At 61.5% G+C, this 17,235-nt stretch carries 13 protein-coding genes; 6 read left to right on the top strand and 7 right to left on the bottom strand.

The window, feature by feature from the left end:
• Positions 1 to 101: 101 nt before the first annotated feature.
• From RI103_RS32850 to RI103_RS32865, 4 genes are all read left to right on the top strand, one after another.
• Positions 102 to 1,235 carry a porin gene (locus tag RI103_RS32850; protein ID WP_310819012.1) on the top strand — a complete coding sequence of 378 codons (1,134 nt, stop codon included), beginning with the start codon at positions 102 to 104 and terminating at the stop codon, positions 1,233 to 1,235.
• 45 nt (positions 1,236 to 1,280) lie between these two features.
• The gene (locus tag RI103_RS32855; RefSeq protein ID WP_310819013.1) at positions 1,281 to 2,576 is read left to right on the top strand and encodes an MFS transporter; all 1,296 of its coding nucleotides are present in this window, start codon (positions 1,281 to 1,283) and stop codon (positions 2,574 to 2,576) included.
• A gap of 146 nt (positions 2,577 to 2,722) precedes the next feature.
• On the top strand, positions 2,723 to 3,631 hold the full coding sequence (locus tag RI103_RS32860; protein WP_310819014.1) for a polysaccharide deacetylase: 909 nt from the start codon (positions 2,723 to 2,725) through the stop codon (positions 3,629 to 3,631).
• Between the two features lie 7 nt (positions 3,632 to 3,638).
• Positions 3,639 to 4,481: an amidohydrolase family protein gene (locus RI103_RS32865; protein WP_310819015.1), complete on the top strand. Its 843-nt coding sequence runs from the start codon at positions 3,639 to 3,641 to the stop codon at positions 4,479 to 4,481.
• A 33-nt stretch (positions 4,482 to 4,514) separates the two neighbouring features.
• Here the strand turns inward: RI103_RS32865 and RI103_RS32870 are convergent, their stop codons facing one another.
• From RI103_RS32870 to RI103_RS32900, 7 genes are all read right to left on the bottom strand, one after another.
• Positions 4,515 to 4,913 (bottom strand): RidA family protein, encoded by a 399-nt coding sequence (locus tag RI103_RS32870; protein WP_310819016.1) that lies wholly within the window; start codon positions 4,911 to 4,913, stop codon positions 4,515 to 4,517.
• Positions 4,914 to 5,023: 110 nt separating this feature from the next.
• Positions 5,024 to 6,124 (bottom strand): alanine racemase, encoded by a 1,101-nt coding sequence (locus tag RI103_RS32875; protein WP_310819017.1) that lies wholly within the window; start codon positions 6,122 to 6,124, stop codon positions 5,024 to 5,026.
• Positions 6,125 to 6,159: 35 nt separating this feature from the next.
• Entirely contained in the window at positions 6,160 to 7,101 is a 942-nt protein-coding gene (locus tag RI103_RS32880; RefSeq protein ID WP_310819018.1) for a glutamate cyclase domain-containing protein, read from the bottom strand.
• A gap of 48 nt (positions 7,102 to 7,149) precedes the next feature.
• Complete coding sequence (locus tag RI103_RS32885; protein WP_310819019.1) at positions 7,150 to 8,451, bottom strand: MFS transporter; 1,302 nt, start codon at positions 8,449 to 8,451, stop codon at positions 7,150 to 7,152.
• 374 nt (positions 8,452 to 8,825) lie between these two features.
• A complete protein-coding gene (oxlT, locus tag RI103_RS32890; protein WP_310819020.1) occupies positions 8,826 to 10,109 on the bottom strand; it encodes an oxalate/formate MFS antiporter in 1,284 nt (427 codons plus the stop codon).
• A gap of 136 nt (positions 10,110 to 10,245) precedes the next feature.
• Complete coding sequence (locus tag RI103_RS32895) at positions 10,246 to 11,823, bottom strand: gamma-glutamyltransferase family protein (protein WP_310819021.1); 1,578 nt, start codon at positions 11,821 to 11,823, stop codon at positions 10,246 to 10,248.
• 135 nt (positions 11,824 to 11,958) lie between these two features.
• Positions 11,959 to 13,293 carry an amidase gene (locus tag RI103_RS32900; RefSeq protein ID WP_310819022.1) on the bottom strand — a complete coding sequence of 445 codons (1,335 nt, stop codon included), beginning with the start codon at positions 13,291 to 13,293 and terminating at the stop codon, positions 11,959 to 11,961.
• Between the two features lie 724 nt (positions 13,294 to 14,017).
• Between RI103_RS32900 and RI103_RS32905 the strand changes: the two genes are divergently transcribed.
• Positions 14,018 to 15,031 (top strand): alpha/beta fold hydrolase, encoded by a 1,014-nt coding sequence (locus RI103_RS32905; protein ID WP_310819023.1) that lies wholly within the window; start codon positions 14,018 to 14,020, stop codon positions 15,029 to 15,031.
• 848 nt (positions 15,032 to 15,879) lie between these two features.
• A complete protein-coding gene (gene oxlT / locus RI103_RS32910) occupies positions 15,880 to 17,166 on the top strand; it encodes an oxalate/formate MFS antiporter (protein ID WP_310819024.1) in 1,287 nt (428 codons plus the stop codon).
• Positions 17,167 to 17,235: the final 69 nt, after the last annotated feature.

Below are 17,235 nucleotides of genomic sequence, written 5' to 3' on the forward strand. Positions count from 1 at the left end.
CCGCGCGCAATCTAACACTTTCCGGTCTCGAGATACGAAATGGTGCGCGGCTTATCACAAGATCGGCATATGAATCCTCTGACGATGAATTGGGAATCCTTATGATAAGGAAGTCACTGCTCGCGCTCGCACTCTCGAACGCTTTTGCCATGCCGGCATTTGCGCAAAGCAGCGTCACGTTGTACGGGATGATCGATGAGGGTCTGACCTACGTCAGCAACTCCGGCGGCCATAGTCAATGGGCCTTGCAAAGCGGGGTCGAGGGCGGCAGCAGATGGGGTTTGAAAGGCAGCGAGGATCTCGGCGGCGGCACGAAGGCGATCTTCCAGTTGGAAAACGGCTTCAATCTTTCTACGGGCACGCTCGGGCAGGGCGGTCTGCAATTCGGCCGTCAAGCCTACGTCGGCCTGACGAACCAGCGCTGGGGGACGCTGACCTTCGGCCGCCAGTATGACCCGATTGTCGACATGATCGGGCCGACCACTTCCAACGGCCAATGGGGCGGCCTGTTCTCGCACCCGAGCGATATCGACAACACGGACAACGCTTTTCGCGTGAACAACTCGGTGAAGTATGTCACGCCGACCTGGGCAGGCCTGACGGCCGAAGCGATGTACGCATTTGGCGGCGTCGCCGGCGACTTCCGCCAGAAGAGCACGATCGCCGCCGGTGCGAATTATCGCAATGGTCCGCTGTACCTTGGCGCCGCATACTTTTACGCCACCGACCCCGCGCAACAGTTCGTGGACGGCGGTTTCAAGCCGAACGCCATACCGGGCGTGTCGAACGGCGAAGGCGCGTTCGGCTATGTCGGCAATCCGGGCAACATGCAGAACATCGGCGTGGGCGGTGCGTACGACATCGGGCCGGCGCGGATCACCCTGGCGTACACCAACACGAGGTTCGAGGACGCGAGCGGCGTGGCAGGTAACACGGTCACCTTCAGCAACTATGAGATCTGGGGGCAATACCACGTGACGCCAGCGACGACTCTGGGCGCCGGCTATACCTTCACGGAAGGCAAGGTGGACTACAACGGCGCCAAACCCAAGTACAACCAGATCAACCTGCTGGCGGACTACGCCCTCTCCAAACGCACCGACGTCTACCTGAACGCGGCATATCAGAAGGCTGCCGGCGGAGCGAACGCGGATATCTATCAGGGTTTCCCGGGATCGGAATCGAGCACGACGACGCAATGGGTCGCGCGTGCTGCCCTACGCATGAGATTTTGACAGCGCCGCTCGAGCGGCAACCACTACTGAAGCGGGGAAGTGAACATGAACACGAGAATGGCAGCGCTGGCGCACAGCCGTAAATCATCGGTTCGATGGAGGATCTTCTGGTTCCTGCTCGTGCTGATCACGATCAACTATGTGGACCGCGCTTCACTGTCGGTCGCGATGCCCCTGATCTCGAAGGAGTTCTCGCTCTCGCCGGTGGTGCAAGGCCTGATTCTGAGTTCGTTCTTCTGGTCGTACACGATCATGCAGATTCCGGCGGGCCTGCTGGTCGACCGCTTCAAGCCGCGCATCGTGATCACCGTTGCGACGCTGGTCTGGGGAGGCTTCCAGGCCGGCGCGGGATTCTGCACGAACGCTGTTTCACTGCTGCTCATGCGCCTCGGTCTCGGGTTCGCGGAGGCGTCGATCGCGCCCGCCGGCGGTAAGCTCAATGCGCTCTGGCTGACGCGCAACGAACGCACAAGGGGCGCGTCGCTAATGGACGGCGGCGCGCCACTCGGCGCCGCGGTGGGATCGCTGCTGATCTCGGCGTTGATCGGCCTATTGGGCTCGTGGCGGCTAGCGTTTCTGGTCGCGGGTGTCGCCACGACGCTGGCCGGCGCCTTGGCCTGGGTCTTTATCCGTAATCATCCGCGCGAGCATCCGGCAGTCAACGAAGACGAAGCGTCGTTCATCGAGCGTTCGCACGAGGAAGAACTGGAGCGCGAGCCGGCCAACGCCTCCGGACGCGCAATCGACTTTCTGAAGTACCGCTCTTTCCTGTTCATGTTCTTCGGCTTCATGTGCTGCAACACGTTGTTCAACGGATTGCTCACCTGGATGCCGAGCTATCTGATCAAGGAGCACGGCCTCGATATCCGTCAAATGGGTGGGTCGAGCTTCATCATTTACTTTTCCGGCTTTGCCGGTGAACTCGTCGGCGCGTGGATTGCCGATAAGTGGCTGGCGGCCGGCGGCAGGCCGAACACGGTGTTACGTACGATTTTCGGCGCGGCCGGCGTGATCGCCACCATCTCGGTGTTCTCGGTGGCTTATCTGTCCAGCGCGACGCTGGTCGTCGTGCTGCTCTCGTGTACGGTTTTCTTCTTGCGCTGGGGCAATCTGTACTGGTGCATTCCGCCTTTGCTTGCCACGCGCAACAAGGTCGGCGCGCTAGGTGGTTTTCTGAACCTGGGAGCGGCGGTGGGCGGCATTGGCGCGCCGATTCTGGTCGGCGGGATTGTCCAGGCGACCGGTTCGTATTTTCTCGCCATGATGTTCTTTGCGGCGACCGGCGTCGGCTTGCTGCTCTGCTCGCTCGGCATCGACTATGAGAAGAAGTTGCCTGTATGAGGTCGGCGAGACGCGGGGTGGATCTGGACGTCGTGGCGGGCGCCGCACTGCTCGACAACCATCCGCTACGGGTGACTCGCCGATCGACTTGAATTTCCCGAGCGCTTTCCAGTCTTAAACCAACAACCGTCAGTAAGGACGTTTTGATGAACCCAGATGACTCGCATAACCAGCCTTGGCAATGGCCCGAACCCCATTGGCGCAAGCTGGTCGACCAGGTACGCGCGGGACGCGCGCTTCGCCCCAATGGCTGGCCCGATGGAGCGCGCTGCGCGGTGGCGCTGTCTTTCGATTGCGACCACGAAACCAGTGAATTGCGCGAGGGCGGAAAGTCGATCGGCCGGCTCAGCTGGGGACAGTATGGTAGCCGGGCGGGCATGCCGCGCATTCTCGACGTGCTGCGCAAATATGCCGTGCCGGCCAGCTTCTTCGTACCCGCGGTCACTGCGCTTTTGCATCCGGAAGAGGCGCGCCGCATCATCGGCGACGGCCATGAAATCGGCCTGCACGGCTGGATTCATGAACTGAACTCGGTGCTCCCGCATGAGGCGGAACGCGATCTGTTGCTACGCTCGGCGGACACGCTCGAGACCATCACCGGGCAGCGTCCGGTGGGCATGCGCACGCCGTCATGGGATTTCAGCCCGCATACGCTTTCCATCGCGCGCGAGATGGGGTTGCGCTATGACTCGTCGCTGATGGCCGACGTCGACTGCTATGAGCTGCTGGAGGCCGGTGTGCCGAGCGGTCTCGTCGAACTGCCGGTCGAGTGGATTCGCGACGACGGCGCGTATCTGATCATGAATCGCTTCGAGGCGGTGCGGCCTTACACGTCGCCGGCCGACGTCTACGATATCTTTCGCCGTGAGTTCGACGCGGCCTATGCCGAGGGTGGCATCTTCCAGTTGACGATGCATCCGCACGTCACCGGCTACCGGTCGAGGATATGGATTCTGGAAGAAATCATCCGGCACGCGCAGTCGTTGCCGGGAGTCTGGTTCGCGACACATCGCGATGTCGTCGAATGGGCACTTGAACATGCACAACCGACATGAGCACAGTGTGCGATCGGGCGGAGCCGGGCAGCCGGGCTTTCCGGTTCCGCCGAAGGCGACCGATAGTCATCACCATATCTACGATGCGCGCTATCCAGTCGATCCGTCAGCGCAATTGCAGCCGCCCGACGCAACGGTCGCCGACTACCGCGCGCTGCAGCGCAGGCTCGGCATCGAGCGACATGTCGTCGTTCAACCGTCTACGTATGGAACCGACAACCGTTGCCTGCTCGATGCCTTATCGCAGTTCGGAAAGACCGCGCGCGGTATTGCAACCGTGCCCGTCACCGTGACGGATGGTGAGCTGGCCGGTCTTCACGATATGGGCGTACGCGGGCTGCGCTTTAACCTCGAATACCTGGTCGGCGTGACGGTATCGATGATGGAGCCGCTCTCGAAGCGGATCGAACCGCTCGGCTGGCACATTCAGGTCAATGCCACCGCTGCGCAGCTACTCGAGCACCGGCAGTTGCTTGCGAGTCTGTCCTCGCCGCTCGTGATCGATCATATGGGGCAGATCCCGCAACCGGGCGGCACGGAGCATGCCGCGTTCGGCATGGTGGAGGCGCTGTTGGCCGGCGGCCGTACCTGGGTCAAGTTGAGCGGTCCTTATCTCGCGTCGCAAAGCGGAGCGCCGGTCTACGCCGACGCCGGTAGGGTCGCGTTCAGGTTTGCCCAGCTTGCCGCGGACAGGATGCTGTGGGGATCGGACTGGCCTCATCCGACGCAAGCGGCAGACAACAAGCCGGATGCTGCCCACTTGCTGGATGATCTGGCGCTGTGGATACCCGATGAATCGACGCGGCATCGAATCCTCGTCGAGAATCCTGCGAGGCTTTACGGCTTTTAGCGGGCATGCGTGCTAAAAGCCGCGCTGCCTGGTTCAGCGCTTGCCGATGTAGGCAACCACGTCGATCTCTACGAGCACACCTTGCAGACCGGCTTCGACGGTGGTTCGCGCCGGCTTATGCTGGGCAAAACAGTTTGCGTAGAGCGCGTTGAAGCGGCTAAAAAGCGTCAAGTCGGTCAGATAGACCGTGACCTTGACGACATCCTCCAGTCTCGCGCCGGCGGCGGCCAGCACCCGCTCGACATTGGCGAGCGTTGCACGGGTCTGCTCTTCAATGGAGTCGCCGATCACCTTCCGGTCGGCGTCACGCGGCGTCTGGCCGGACAGGAAGACGAAGTCGCCCGCGATCATCGCGGAAGAGTAGTGCCCGCCTTGTTTGAAGTCGGCTGGATTGACGCTACGCAATGCGTGGGGCGTGTCACTGTCGTTCATCTATTTCCCTTTGTCGTGATCTGGTGTTTTCCGACTTGCCGCATGACGTGCGTGGCCGCGTTGCGTTGTATCGCTTCAAGCGACCCCCGACCGCCGCGTGCCCTTGCGGCCTATCGACGGCTCCCAAGTTGCTCACGCACTTCCCACGACCCTTCCGTGTTAAGCACCAGCGCGCTGGGGTAGAGATAAGCAGTTGTGCAAGCGTGGCGCGGCATTAGCATCACCCGGTCGCCGACAGCCAGATCGGTGTTTTCGACCACGACGTGCTCTTCGCTCATCATGACGATCTTGCCGTCCCAGCGAAAGCGCTCGGCCAGCGGCTTGTCCGGCGAGATCGCCTTCGAACCCGCATCGAGCGTGGCGGTCGTGCTGGTGCGTGAAATCACCGTTGCCAGTACATAGGCGCTCGGCGTCCAGCCGAGCGCGGGCAAGTCCAGGTCGTGTTGAGCGCTTGAATAGGTCCAACTGCCCGCGGACACGAAATCGACGAGTGTGCGCGGCCATAGATCGAACGTGTAGCTGCCCCCGGCGATGAGCTTTGTCGACAGTCCCTCTGCATCGGCGGCGCGCGTCAGCGCCGCTACTTGTTCCACGATGGCGGCCACCCGCGCGCGGCGTGTGGCATTGTCGAGATCATGGATATGGCCGTCGTAGAGATGCCATCCGCCAAAGCGGCCGATCGCGGCCAGTTCACGGGCCAATTGCAGCGTTGCCATGGCTATCGGCGCACCGGTTCTGCCCATGCCGGCGTCCAGATCGACAAGCAGCGCGAGATTGGGCAACTGCGCGCCATTCGTCGCGAGACGCCACGCGGCTACGCCTGCCGCCGAATCGACGAGCGCTTCGACCCGCGCGTCGGGATGAGCGTGCGCAAGCGAGAGCACGGTACGGATATGAGCAGGGTTGACGGTCGGATACGCCCAGACGACGCGTTTCGCGCCGGCCTCGAGCACCATCGCGACTTCCGCCACGGTAGCGGCCTTGAAGGCGGTGACGCCCTCACGAATCAGTCTCTTGACGATCCATCCGGCGCGATGCGTCTTCACGTGCGGCATGAGCCGTCCCACCCCTCCACACGCACGGGCGGTCGCATGCAGGTTATCAACGATGCCGCGCTCGGATACGATGAAACACGGTGTCTGCAATTCTTCTGGCAAGCTGGCGGCCCACGACGGCGCACGTTTAAGAGTGGTACTCGAAAGGTCGGACATGGTTGGTGGGTTAAGAGAGGAAAAGGGCGTCGCGCTCACGAGTGCGACGGTGCTGCGAGGTAGCCGTCGACGTGAGCTCTGAGCTGACTCAGCACTTGCGCATGCTGTTCCCACGACAGCCGGTCGACGCTCATCTTCGGCGTAGCGGGGCGGTCGATGCGGCTATCGTCAACCGCCTGACCGACGTCGACGGCCGCGGTGAGATACGCCCGGTCGCGCTCTGGCGTGAAATCGACGAGCAGCCGCGCCGCCGCGTCGCGCGGCGCGACCATCGCCATCGCGGATACCAGTCCCCAGCCGCCCCAGTTCGAAACGCTGGAAACGATCAGATAGTCCGCGGGAATCGCTGCGCTGATCAACGGGCCGTTGGGAATGTCGTCGTGGACGATTTCCTGGGGCAGCACACCCATGCCGATTTCATTGCCGCCGTCGCCGATGCCGATCGTGACCCACGGGCGCGGCCATTCGGGATCCTCGAACAGAAGATGCAGCGGAGCCGTATCGTCGGACATGTCCGCGCCGTACTCGCGGTGCGGCTTGCCGTCGCTCGCGGGCGATACCCGCTCGATTGCGATCATATGCGTGATCGGACGTTCAGCCTCGCTTAGCCGGGCTCTGAGCGATTTGACCGATGCCGCGCTCACCGAGGTGATCTCGAAGGCCACGTCTTTCGGCAATTCCGTGGTAACCGCCCAGACCGCCTTGCAGCATGGCGCGTCCGAGATCACCGTCACCGGTATGCCGAAGTTCGACAGTGCGGCGGCCAGGTGGGCCATGCCGCCGAGCCCGTCGGTTTCCGGCGAGGGCGGGACGGCATTGCGGATGAAGAAGCCAGTCACGATACCGACGTGGGCATTCGGCGTATTCATGATCGAACGCGCGGCTGCTTCCAGCTGACCTTCAACGAACCGTTTCATGCGGCCAATGTCGCGCCGGACGGTTTGACCAATGATGTCTTCGACTTTTGCTATTCCCATTTTCCCGATCTCAGTAGCAACGTTGTTCATGCGAGGCGCGGCGACGGCTCAGACCGGAATCTTCGTTTCATAATCGATTCCGATCGAACAGAGCAGCAGGCCGACGCCCATTGCGGCGAAACACATCAGCGCGAGGAAATAGGAGCCCGTGAATTGAACGATCGCGCCGATCGCGATCGGAATCACCATGCCGCCGATATTCCCGCCGAAGTTGAGCAGACCGCCGAGCACGCCCACCTTGTTGCGCGAGGCGAGCATGGCGGGGATCGACCAGTACAGACCGCCCCAGCGCAGAAAGAAGAGCGTGATGGACAGCAGGATCACGACCATCGTGGGACTCGTCGCATGCGCCACCGAAAACACCGCAATCGTGGCAACCACGCCGGCGATACCGAAGAAAGTGCGCATGACGCGGTTCGGCGCGGCGCCGCTGGCGAGCCACTTGTCGGCGACATAGGCCCCGGAGAGTTCGCCGATGAAGCCACAGAAGAAAATCACGAAGCTGGCGCCGCCCATCTGTTGAAGGTTAAAGCCCTGCACTTTCTGCAGATAGGTGGGCATCCACGTCAACAGGCCGTAGTAAAGCGTCGTGCAACACATGAAGCCGACGAACATCAGTAACACTGAGCGATAGCGGAAGAAATCGAGCGTATTGCCTGACAGGTTATCGGCTTCCTTTTCATCTTCCTTGCGCCGGGCCCGCTCGATATGCTCCGCTTCTGCTTCATTGACCCCGGCGTGATCGCGCGGTTGATTCTTGATGTAGTACCACGCGCCGATGCCGCACAGAACCGTGCCGACGCCGGCGATCGCGAACGCTGTGCGCCATGAGTGCGCGACCACGATCAGCCAGGTGATCAGCACCGATCCCAGCGCTGCACCGAGTGGCGAGCCGCCGTCCATCAGCGATGCGCCGCGGACCCGTTCATGCTGTGTGAGCCACATCGCATTGAGCGCACCTCCCGCCGAGGCCACGGGCGCTTCCGCCACACCGAGTCCGAGCCTTGTAGCGAGCAGGGACATCGCGTTGGTCGTCAATGCGCCAAGACCCTGGAAGGCGCCCCAGAGAAGAGTGCACAGCGCGAGGACCAGACGCGGCTTGAAGCGGTCGACTGCCATACCGCCCGGAATCTGCATCAGCGTGTACGACCAGAAGAACGAACTCATGATGAGGCCTTGCATGACCGGCGTCAGCGTGAACTCGCTTGCGATCATGGGCATCGCGACGGACAGGGATGCACGATCGATGTAGTTGACTGTGACGAGCAGCAACATGATGAGAAAAATCTTCCAGCGAACCGATGTCTTCGGCTGGGCATACGCCACGACGGCTGCGGGTGCTCTGCTCATGCCTGTCTCTCCTGATTCGCTGTCTGAACGTCACGGACATGGCCGGCGCGTTGCGCGTCGGCGATAGATGAACCGGTCACCTGCCACGCTGCAGGGGGCTCACTTCGTGACGCTGGAAAAATTGAGTATAGGTGCGACGCTCTGAGTGGTGATAATCGAAAGTGACCCGGGCAGTCGATAAAAATTGCTGATCATGCGTGCTCGTATCGGGCGCGGTTTTTTGTTCCGTACGGCATTGCTGAAGACACAAGGGCCGCCTTAATGGCGACCCTTGTCATTGATGTCATGACCGATGCGAGAACGAGCGGTCATGCGCTTTCAGGTGTTGTGACATGCCTTGCCTGTAGAAGGCAGGTTGCCCGCGAATAGACTTGTTATCCTTGTGCTCCGACAAAACGCGCGCGCACCGGCTTCAACACGAACATCGCCAGCACGGCGGTGCTCAGATCGAGCGCGATCGCGCATCCGAACACCGGCGACCAGCTGCCGGTCTGCTGATGCAGCAGCGCGGCCAGCGGGCCGCCGAAGATCGAGCCAATCCCGAACGAGATGTAAAGCCAGCCATAGTTCGCGGTGGCAAAGCGAGTACCGAACGTGTCGGTCAGGGTCGAAGGGAACAGCGAAAAAATCTCACCCCAGCCGAAGAACACCACGCCGGACAGCAGCACGAACAGGACCGCGTTGTCGCGCGTCAGCAGCCAGAGCGCCATTGCCACACCTTCCAGCGCGAATGCAAAACACATCGTGTTTTCGCGCCCCAGGCGATCCGATATCCAGCCGAACAACGGACGGGTCAAACCGTTCGTGAAACGGTCGATCGTCAGTGCCAGCGGCAACGCGGCGAGCCCGAAGACCAGTACCTTGCTGACGCCGAAGTCGGTGGCGAAGCTTGCCATCTGCGAAGTGACCATGAGACCCGAAGTGGACATCATCGTCATCATCAAGAACATCAGCCAGAACAGCGGTGTCTTGAGCATCTCGGACGGGCGGAAGTCGCGCGTCGAGACCGCCGTGCGAGATACGGCCGAGCCGAAACTGGCTGTCGCGGGCGGTTCTCGCAGGCCCTGCGAGGCGAGCAGGCCGACCGCCGCGAAGATGATCCCATACAGCCACAGCGTGGATTCGACGCCGTGCGTGGCCAGCGATGCGGAGATCGGAAAGGTCGTGACAATGGCGCCCATGCCGTAGCCCGCGGCCGCTACACCGGCGGCGAAACCGCGTCGATCGGGAAACCAGCGAACGACGAAACCCACCACGCCGACATACACGATGCCGGTGCCGAGACCGCCGACGCAGCCATACGTGAGGTACAGCATCGACGTACTGTGCGCATAAGAAGCCAGCACCCAGCTCACGCCAGCCAGCAACGTACCGATCGAGATCAGCAGGCGCGGCCCGAAACGATCAATCAGCGCACCCTGGAACGGTGAGAAGAACGCCTGCAGCAGTACCAGCAGTGAGAAAGTGACTTGCAGTTCCGGCAGAGCGATGCCGAGCTTGGCCATGAGCGGCTTCGTCATCAGAGTCCATACGTATTGGGGACTCGAGATCGTCATCATGCAAACGAGGCCGAGTCCGAGCTGGATCCAGCGGGTATGCGCGGCTGTTTGCGCGACGGGCGAGGCGACGCTTTTCAGTGATTGCGTGCGGGTGTTCAATAGATTTCTCCGTTCGGATTGAAGTATCGGCAAATGGGCGGACGTGCGCCGTCCTTGCCGTCGGCGCGAACGCTTGCGGCTCGTCGATTCAAAAGGGCGCGGGCGGCGCGGGCCGCCCGCCGTTTAGCAGGCGTGCCTACCAGCCAGCCGCGGCGCCATCGCTGCGCGGGTCATAGCCTGCTTCCAGAGATCCGTTGCCGTGCCGCACGATCGCACCGGCGTGGCCCATCGCTTCGTCGTATGGCCGCATCTGCTCGACGTCATGGCCGAGACGACGCAACGCATTGAATGTGTCGACGGGAAACCGCGCCTCCAGCTTGAGTGACTCATTGGTTTGCCCCCAGGTCCGGCCCAGCAGCCAGCGAGGCGCATCGATGGCGGCTTGCGGATTCCAGCCGAAGTGCGCGATCCGCGAGAACACGGCGCTTTGCGATTGCGGCTGGCCGTCGCCGCCCATGTTTCCGTACACCATCGTGCGTCCATCGGCGAAGCGCGCGAGCGCCGGGTTCAGCGTGTGAAATGGCCGTCGTCCCGGCGTAAGCGGATTGCGCGCAGAGGGATCGAGCGAGAAGCTGCAGCCGCGGTTTTGCCAGTTGATACCTGAATCCGGAAGCACGAGGCCGCTGCCGAACTCGTGGTAGATGCTCTGGATAAAGCTGACGGCCACGCCATCGGCGTCGATCACGCCGAGCCACACTGTGTCGGCTGGTCCGAGACCGCGTCCCCAGGGCGCTGCCGTGGACATCGAAATCTGGTCGGCCATCGCGTCGAGCACGTGCGGTGCAAGCAGCGCTTGCGGATCGACGTCCATGTGGTCCGGGTCGGTAATGTGCTTGTCGCGTATGGCGAAGGCGAGCTTGGTCGCCTCCACGCACGCATGGACGTACTCCGGCCCGAGCGGATCCATATCGTCGCGCAGGACACGGTCGAGCACACCCAGAATCTGCAGCGATACAAGCCCTTGCGTGGGCGGCGGCATGTTGTAGATCGTACCGAGCGAATGCGTGAGTGCCAGCGGCGTGCGCAGCCGTGCGCGATGCTGTTCGAGATCCTCCAGCGACAGTGGACTCTCGAGCGCACGCAGGTCGGCCGCGATGCTGCGCGCTAGGTCGCCATGGTAGAAGTCGTCGAGACCCGCGTGCGCGAGACGCTCGAGCGTCGCGGCGAGGCGGGGCTGCCTGAAGCGCTCGCCGACGGCCGGCACGCCCAGCGGGTTGTCGCTCGTCAGAAACGTCTCGGCGAACCCCGCGACTGATTCGAGCTCGTGCCGCTTGAGTTCGACGCACTGGGACTGGCTGCGCGTGACCGGAATGCCATCTCGCGCGTAGGCGATGGCATCTTCCAGCAGGCGCGCAACCGGAAGCTTGCCGCCGAGTGTGTCGGTCGACCAGCGATGCGCCAGCGACCAGCCCGATACTGTTCCGGCTACCGTATTGGCCGCGAGCGGGCCGCGAAACGGGATGGATTGCAGGCCGCGTGCGCGGTAGGCGTCGATTGTCGCCGCCGATGCCGCCGCTCCGCACGCCTCGATGCCGATGGGCTCTTCGCCCGGCCGCGAAATCAACCAGAAGCCGTCGCCGCCGATGCTGTTCATATGCGGATACACCGCTGCGATGGTCGCCGCGGCGGCAATCATCGCTTCGACGGCATTGCCTCCGTCGCGCAGGATCGCGAGCGCGCTTTGCGACGCCAGCGCATGGGGTGTGACTGCCATCCCGCGGATGCCCCGCACAGGGTTTAAAAATTCTGCTGACATATTTCCTCGAAAATCAATCGATCATTGCTGCCCGCTCAGCCGCTACGGGTTCGCATGATCACGTGATACTTGCTGCACACAACGAAGCTGGCATCAGCGAGAAGCAACCGCCATGTTCCAGCCGGTTCTACCTTCAACCCATTCCGCAAGCGATAGCAACGCGGCATCGTGCTGACTTGCACCGACCAGTTGCACGCCAAGCGGCAGTCCCTCCGGACCGAAGCCGACCGGTAACGTCACCGCCGGCACGCCGAGGAAGGTCCAGGGCGTGCAGAACGCCGCATCGCCCGTATAGTCGAGCCCGCGAGGGGCCTCGCCCGATGCCGGCGCGACCAGCAGCGCGTCCAGTCCCGCCACTTCGGTGAGCCAGCGGTCGAAGCGCAGCGCCATCTTTATCTGCAATGCCTTGGCTTTCGCGTACTCGGTCGCGGGCAATGCGCGGCCTTCTTCGACGAGAGCCGTGAGCGGTGCGCTGACAAGAGCTGGCGAACGGTCCACCAGTTCGCCGTGTGTCAATGCTGCTTCAACCGCGAGCAGGATCGAAGCATGCCGCGCAGCGTCGGCCACTTCGGCGGGCAGGTCGGCAGCGACGATTTCCGCGCCGTCAGCACGCAAACGTAAGGCAAGTTGATTCAGCACATGCTGCTGCGCTTTGTCGATCGGTCCACCAATCTGCTCGCGCAACACGCCGATGCGTGGCGGCCGGTTTGCAGCATCGCCAGCGACTTTCCCGTGGTGACTGTGATGCGACGTGTGGGGATCGTCCGCGTCGCTACCCGCGAGAATGGATAGCGCGTGAACTGCGTCAGCAACATTGGTGGTGAAAACGCCAAGGTGATCGAGCGACCCTGACAACGGCAACACGCCGGTCCGCGCAATCGTTCCGTAACTCGGCTTTACCCCGACCACGCCGCAATACGCGGCGGGACGGATGACGGAGCCGAACGTCTGCGTGCCGAGCGCGAGTGGCACGATGCCTGCCGCAACGGCGGCAGCGGAGCCGCTCGACGAGCCGCCTGGCGTGTGATCGCTATTCCACGGGTTGGTCGTGGCGCCGGGCTGACGCCAGGCGAACTCGGTGGTGACCGTTTTGCCGAGTATCGTGGCGCCGGCTTCGCGCAACCGGGCAACCACCCATGCGTCCTTGTCGGGCCTGCGCCCTTCGTAGGCCGGCGATCCATACGCGGTGGGCATATCAGCCGTGTCGATCAGGTCTTTTATGCCGACAGGGACGCCCGCGAGCGGCGCGTCGCGATCGGCACGATTGACGATCGGCGACGTCGGCAGATGGATGAACGCTTGCAACTCCGGCTGCAGCCGTTGCGCGGCGTCGAACGCGTGTTGCACGGTCTGCTCGACGGTGCGCGTTCCCGCGCGGATCGCGTCACGGATTTCGCGGATACTGGGAGAGGGAGACGAATGGGTCATTTCGCTGCTTCGCAACGCTACTTGTACTGGCATGCTGGTCCTCAGTGCCGAACCTGAATCACATTGCGTTTCGCTTACGTGTTCACTTCGCGTATTGTCAGTACACGGCTGGCTGAGGCTTGTGAAACGCATGTCCTGGAGGGCCATTCAGTTGTCGGCTTTGCCGGTTGTCGGCGAAATATAGATGCAAAGTGCAACAATTGAAATGTCCACGTTGATTTAGTTTGCACAAAACGTGCCATGAAGCGAAAACACAATGTACATGTAAGAATCGCCTACTTTCAGGCGGCAGTGGGCGCCCTGCATGTTCAGGAATTGTGCAGATGCGCGCAAGGACGGTGCATCGGGCACGGCAAAATTGATTGCGCACCGTCTCTGGGCGAAACGCAAACGTGCGGCGCCGAAAAGCCGCTGCGAGGGTGCGCTCGATTCAGCGCTTGGCCAGTTCGATCTGGCCGCGCGCTCATGTTAGAACGTGACCTGCCCATACGCATTGGATTTACCGCATAATGGCACGCTTCGTGCCTATAAGCATGTGAACTGCAATTGTTGCAAGTTGCAATTAATACGGCACCGTGAAGTCGGAGATCAGCCTGTCGCAGGCACATCTCGGCACTTCCGCCAGGATGCAATCGACGCACGGGGCTGAGTCGCGCGTCGATACCTTCTGTCTGACTTTTTCAGTTATCCGCTCATCACATTTCACCAAGAGGGATCCCGACCCATGCAGGACTATTTTGTATTCAATGCCGGAAACGTGGTGTTGCAATCTGGTATCACGTTCAGAGATGCCAAGCTCGCCTATCAAACCTACGGAAAGTTGAACGCAGAAAAATCGAATGCCATTCTGTACATGACGTCATTTTCCGCGCATCACTATGACATCGAGTGGATGGTCGGTCCGGGCAAGGCGCTAGACACCGACAAGTACTTTGTCGTGATTCCGAACCTGTTCGGCAATGGACTGTCGTCCTCGCCCAGCAACGCAATCGAGCCCTTTAGCGGAAGCCGCTGGCCGAATTTTACGATCGCTGACAACGTCGCGATTCAACATCGGCTCCTGACGCAAGAACTCGGCATCCACGTATTGCAGTTGGCGTGCGGATGGTCGATGGGCGGCTTGCAGGCGTATCAATGGGCGGCAATGTATCCGGAGATGGTCAGGCGCCTCGTCGTGCTCTGCGGCGCGGCAAAAACCTCGCCGCACAATCAGGTGTTCATCGAGGGTGTGCGTGCGACCCTGACGACGGATCCCGCTTTTCAAAACGGCACATTCGTCCAGCGTCCCGAGCGCGGTCTGCGGGCCATGGGCCGCAACTACGCCGCCATGGCGATGTCGCAGACGTTTTATCGTGACGAGGTGTGGCGGCAGGCCGGGTTTTCCTCGCTCGAAGATTTTCTCGTGATGTCGTGGGAAGCGAATTTCCTCAAGCGCGATGGCAACAATCTGCTGGCTCACCTGTGGACGTGGCAGCATGCGAACATCGCGGCCAACTCCAAATATAACGGCGATTTTCACGCGGCGTTGAAAGCAATTACGGCAAAGGCGCTGATCATGCCTAGCGAAACCGATCTGTATTTTCAGGTGGAAGACAATCGTCTCGAAGTCGAGCAAATGCAAAACGCCAGGCTCCTTCCCATTTCGTCGATATGGGGCCATCGCGCCGGGTTGCCGACAGCCAATCTGGACGATGCCGCGTTTATTTCCGCTGCAATTACCGGGCTTCTTGAGGACTAACGTGCTGGACATGCTGCTGCGGCGTCTCGTGTTTCTCGTGCAGTCTTTCATCGGCATTGCAGACCCCTGCGCCGATGCTGTCGAAAAACATTGCGGAAATCGCTGAAGCAGATGCGCGTGCGACTGCCCATGTCGGTTGGAACGTCACAGGCGTCCCCGGCATGGCAATCATCCGGCTCAACGAGCCCTGATCCCAGATCGCACGACTCTCTCCGCATGCATTCGAAGCGGGCCATTTCGCACGCATGGCGTGCTGCCTGATGCAGCAACCGGCGCGGCTCTCAGACCGCTAACGCATCAAGGACGGTTCACACGAACCGGCGGCGTTCTTCATCATCGGTAAGCGTCGGGAACGACATACTGCGCATCGCGGCGAACGGCGTCGGGTGTTTTCGGCGGATTGCATCTTCGCATTGGAAACGTTCCTTTGGATCGTCGCAGCCGCACGGGCTCGACGACTGCCAACGTTGGGCCCGGAATCGGTGCAACGGTGATCTCGCCTCGCGCAGTGCACCTTTCTCGCGCACCGCGCATGGTTTTTGCGCATGGCCGCGCTTTCATCGCGGTATGAAAAACGCCTGATTTGTCCATGAACAGAGGGTTATTGGGACATGGCACACTTCGTGCAAATTGAAAGCACATGTAAATGCAAATTATTGGAAATTGCAACTATATCGACGTGATGCGGACGCACTGACGGATCGTCGAAAGGTGCCGTTTTCACGGCTGGGTCATCTGAACTTACGTTTCGATGTACTGAGCGCGCTGTCCAGGAGCGTCGCGTCAGGCCTTCGGGCAAGCACGCTGCCTGAGTCATTTCGTGTCACTTATTCGTACGGAGTTCAAGCATGAGCACCCAGAATTTCGGCGCCCGCACCCGCGCGCCGCTTGTCCTTTCGCTACACAGCCGCTGGTGGCAATTATTGTGCGGCCTCGTGTGCGCGATGGTCGCGTCCAATCCCCAATACATCTGGACTTTGCTGACGCGCCCGTTGACCGCCCAGCTCGGTGTGTCGCTGCCGGGTCTGCAGGTCACTTTTTCCATCCTCATTGTTTGCCAGACGTTTCTGTCGCCGCTCGAGGGCTATCTGATTGAGCGCTTTGGGCCGCGCTGGTTGCTCTCCGCGGGTGGCGCGATCACGGGACTTAGCTGGGTACTGACGAGCCGCGCGGAATCTCTGCTGTCCGTTTATCTCTGCTATGGCGTTCTCGGGGGAATCGGCGTTGGCATTGTCGTGGTCGGCACGATCGGGCTGATGGCACGCTGGTTCCCAGACCGTCGCGGTTTTGCAATCGGCGTGGTGATGGCAGGCTTCGGCATGGGCGCGATGCTCACCACATTTCCGATCACCAATAGTATCGCCCGGTACGGCTATCAGCATACGCTGGTCGTCTATGGTGTGATCCTTGGCGTGGTCGGCATACTTGCCGCCCTCGGCATGAGGCTGCCGCCTCCCGGCTATATGGCTGACTGGCGGCCGCAGAGAGCCGCCGCGGCCGTACCCGACACGCGGCCCGGCAATATGCTGCGCACTCCGCTGTTCTGGCTGATGTTTGTGATGATGTCGATGATGGCGACCTCCGGCCTGATGGTGACCTCACAAATGGCAGTCTTCACGCGAGATTTCGGCATGGCGGGGGTCACCGTGTTCGGTCTCGCCGCGCTGCCGCTTGCGTTGACGATCGATCGCGTGGCGAACGGCGTGACGCGGCCTATGTTTGGATGGATCTCCGATCTGATCGGCCGCGAGCATACGATGCTGATCGCGTTCGGGATGGAAGCGATAGCGATGACCTTGTGGCTCACGTCGCGGCACGACCCGTTGTTGTTCGTGCTGCTGTCGGGCGTCGTTTTTCTCGGCTGGGGGGAGATTTTTTCGCTTTTCCCTTCGACGCTTACGGACACGTTTGGCGGCAAGCATGCGATCGTCAACTACGCATGCCTGTCTTATGCGCAAGGTATCGGTTCGATCCTGGGCGGACCGGTGGCGGCGCTACTCCACGAGCATACGGGCGGTTGGGACGCGGTGTTCGGCACGGCAATCGCATTGGATAGTTGCACCGCCGTGCTCGCGATCGCCGCACTCAAGCCGATGCGCCGCGCGTGGTTTGCCCGTGCATCCAGGCGTTCGTAATGCAATTGGCCACGTCGAGGGCCCGAGGCGGTTGACGAAGGGACGACGGGTTAATCAGCATCCGTCCGC

The organism is Paraburkholderia sp. FT54 (assembly GCF_031585635.1).
Taxonomy (GTDB): domain Bacteria; phylum Pseudomonadota; class Gammaproteobacteria; order Burkholderiales; family Burkholderiaceae; genus Paraburkholderia.

Excerpts from the sequence above, each read along its gene's own strand:
- RI103_RS32850 (WP_310819012.1), top strand. The coding sequence starts at position 102 with ATGATAAGGAAGTCACTGCTCGCGCTCGCACTCTCGAACGCTTTTGCC.
- RI103_RS32855 (WP_310819013.1), top strand. The coding sequence starts at position 1,281 with ATGAACACGAGAATGGCAGCGCTGGCGCACAGCCGTAAATCATCGGTT.
- RI103_RS32860 (WP_310819014.1), top strand. The coding sequence starts at position 2,723 with ATGAACCCAGATGACTCGCATAACCAGCCTTGGCAATGGCCCGAACCC.
- RI103_RS32870 (WP_310819016.1), bottom strand. The coding sequence starts at position 4,913 with ATGAACGACAGTGACACGCCCCACGCATTGCGTAGCGTCAATCCAGCC.
- RI103_RS32875 (WP_310819017.1), bottom strand. The coding sequence starts at position 6,124 with ATGTCCGACCTTTCGAGTACCACTCTTAAACGTGCGCCGTCGTGGGCC.
- RI103_RS32880 (WP_310819018.1), bottom strand. The coding sequence starts at position 7,101 with ATGGGAATAGCAAAAGTCGAAGACATCATTGGTCAAACCGTCCGGCGC.
- RI103_RS32885 (WP_310819019.1), bottom strand. The coding sequence starts at position 8,451 with ATGAGCAGAGCACCCGCAGCCGTCGTGGCGTATGCCCAGCCGAAGACA.
- RI103_RS32895 (WP_310819021.1), bottom strand. The coding sequence starts at position 11,823 with ATGGCAGTCACACCCCATGCGCTGGCGTCGCAAAGCGCGCTCGCGATC.
- RI103_RS32900 (WP_310819022.1), bottom strand. The coding sequence starts at position 13,293 with ATGACCCATTCGTCTCCCTCTCCCAGTATCCGCGAAATCCGTGACGCG.
- RI103_RS32905 (WP_310819023.1), top strand. The coding sequence starts at position 14,018 with ATGCAGGACTATTTTGTATTCAATGCCGGAAACGTGGTGTTGCAATCT.
- oxlT (WP_310819024.1), top strand. The coding sequence starts at position 15,880 with ATGAGCACCCAGAATTTCGGCGCCCGCACCCGCGCGCCGCTTGTCCTT.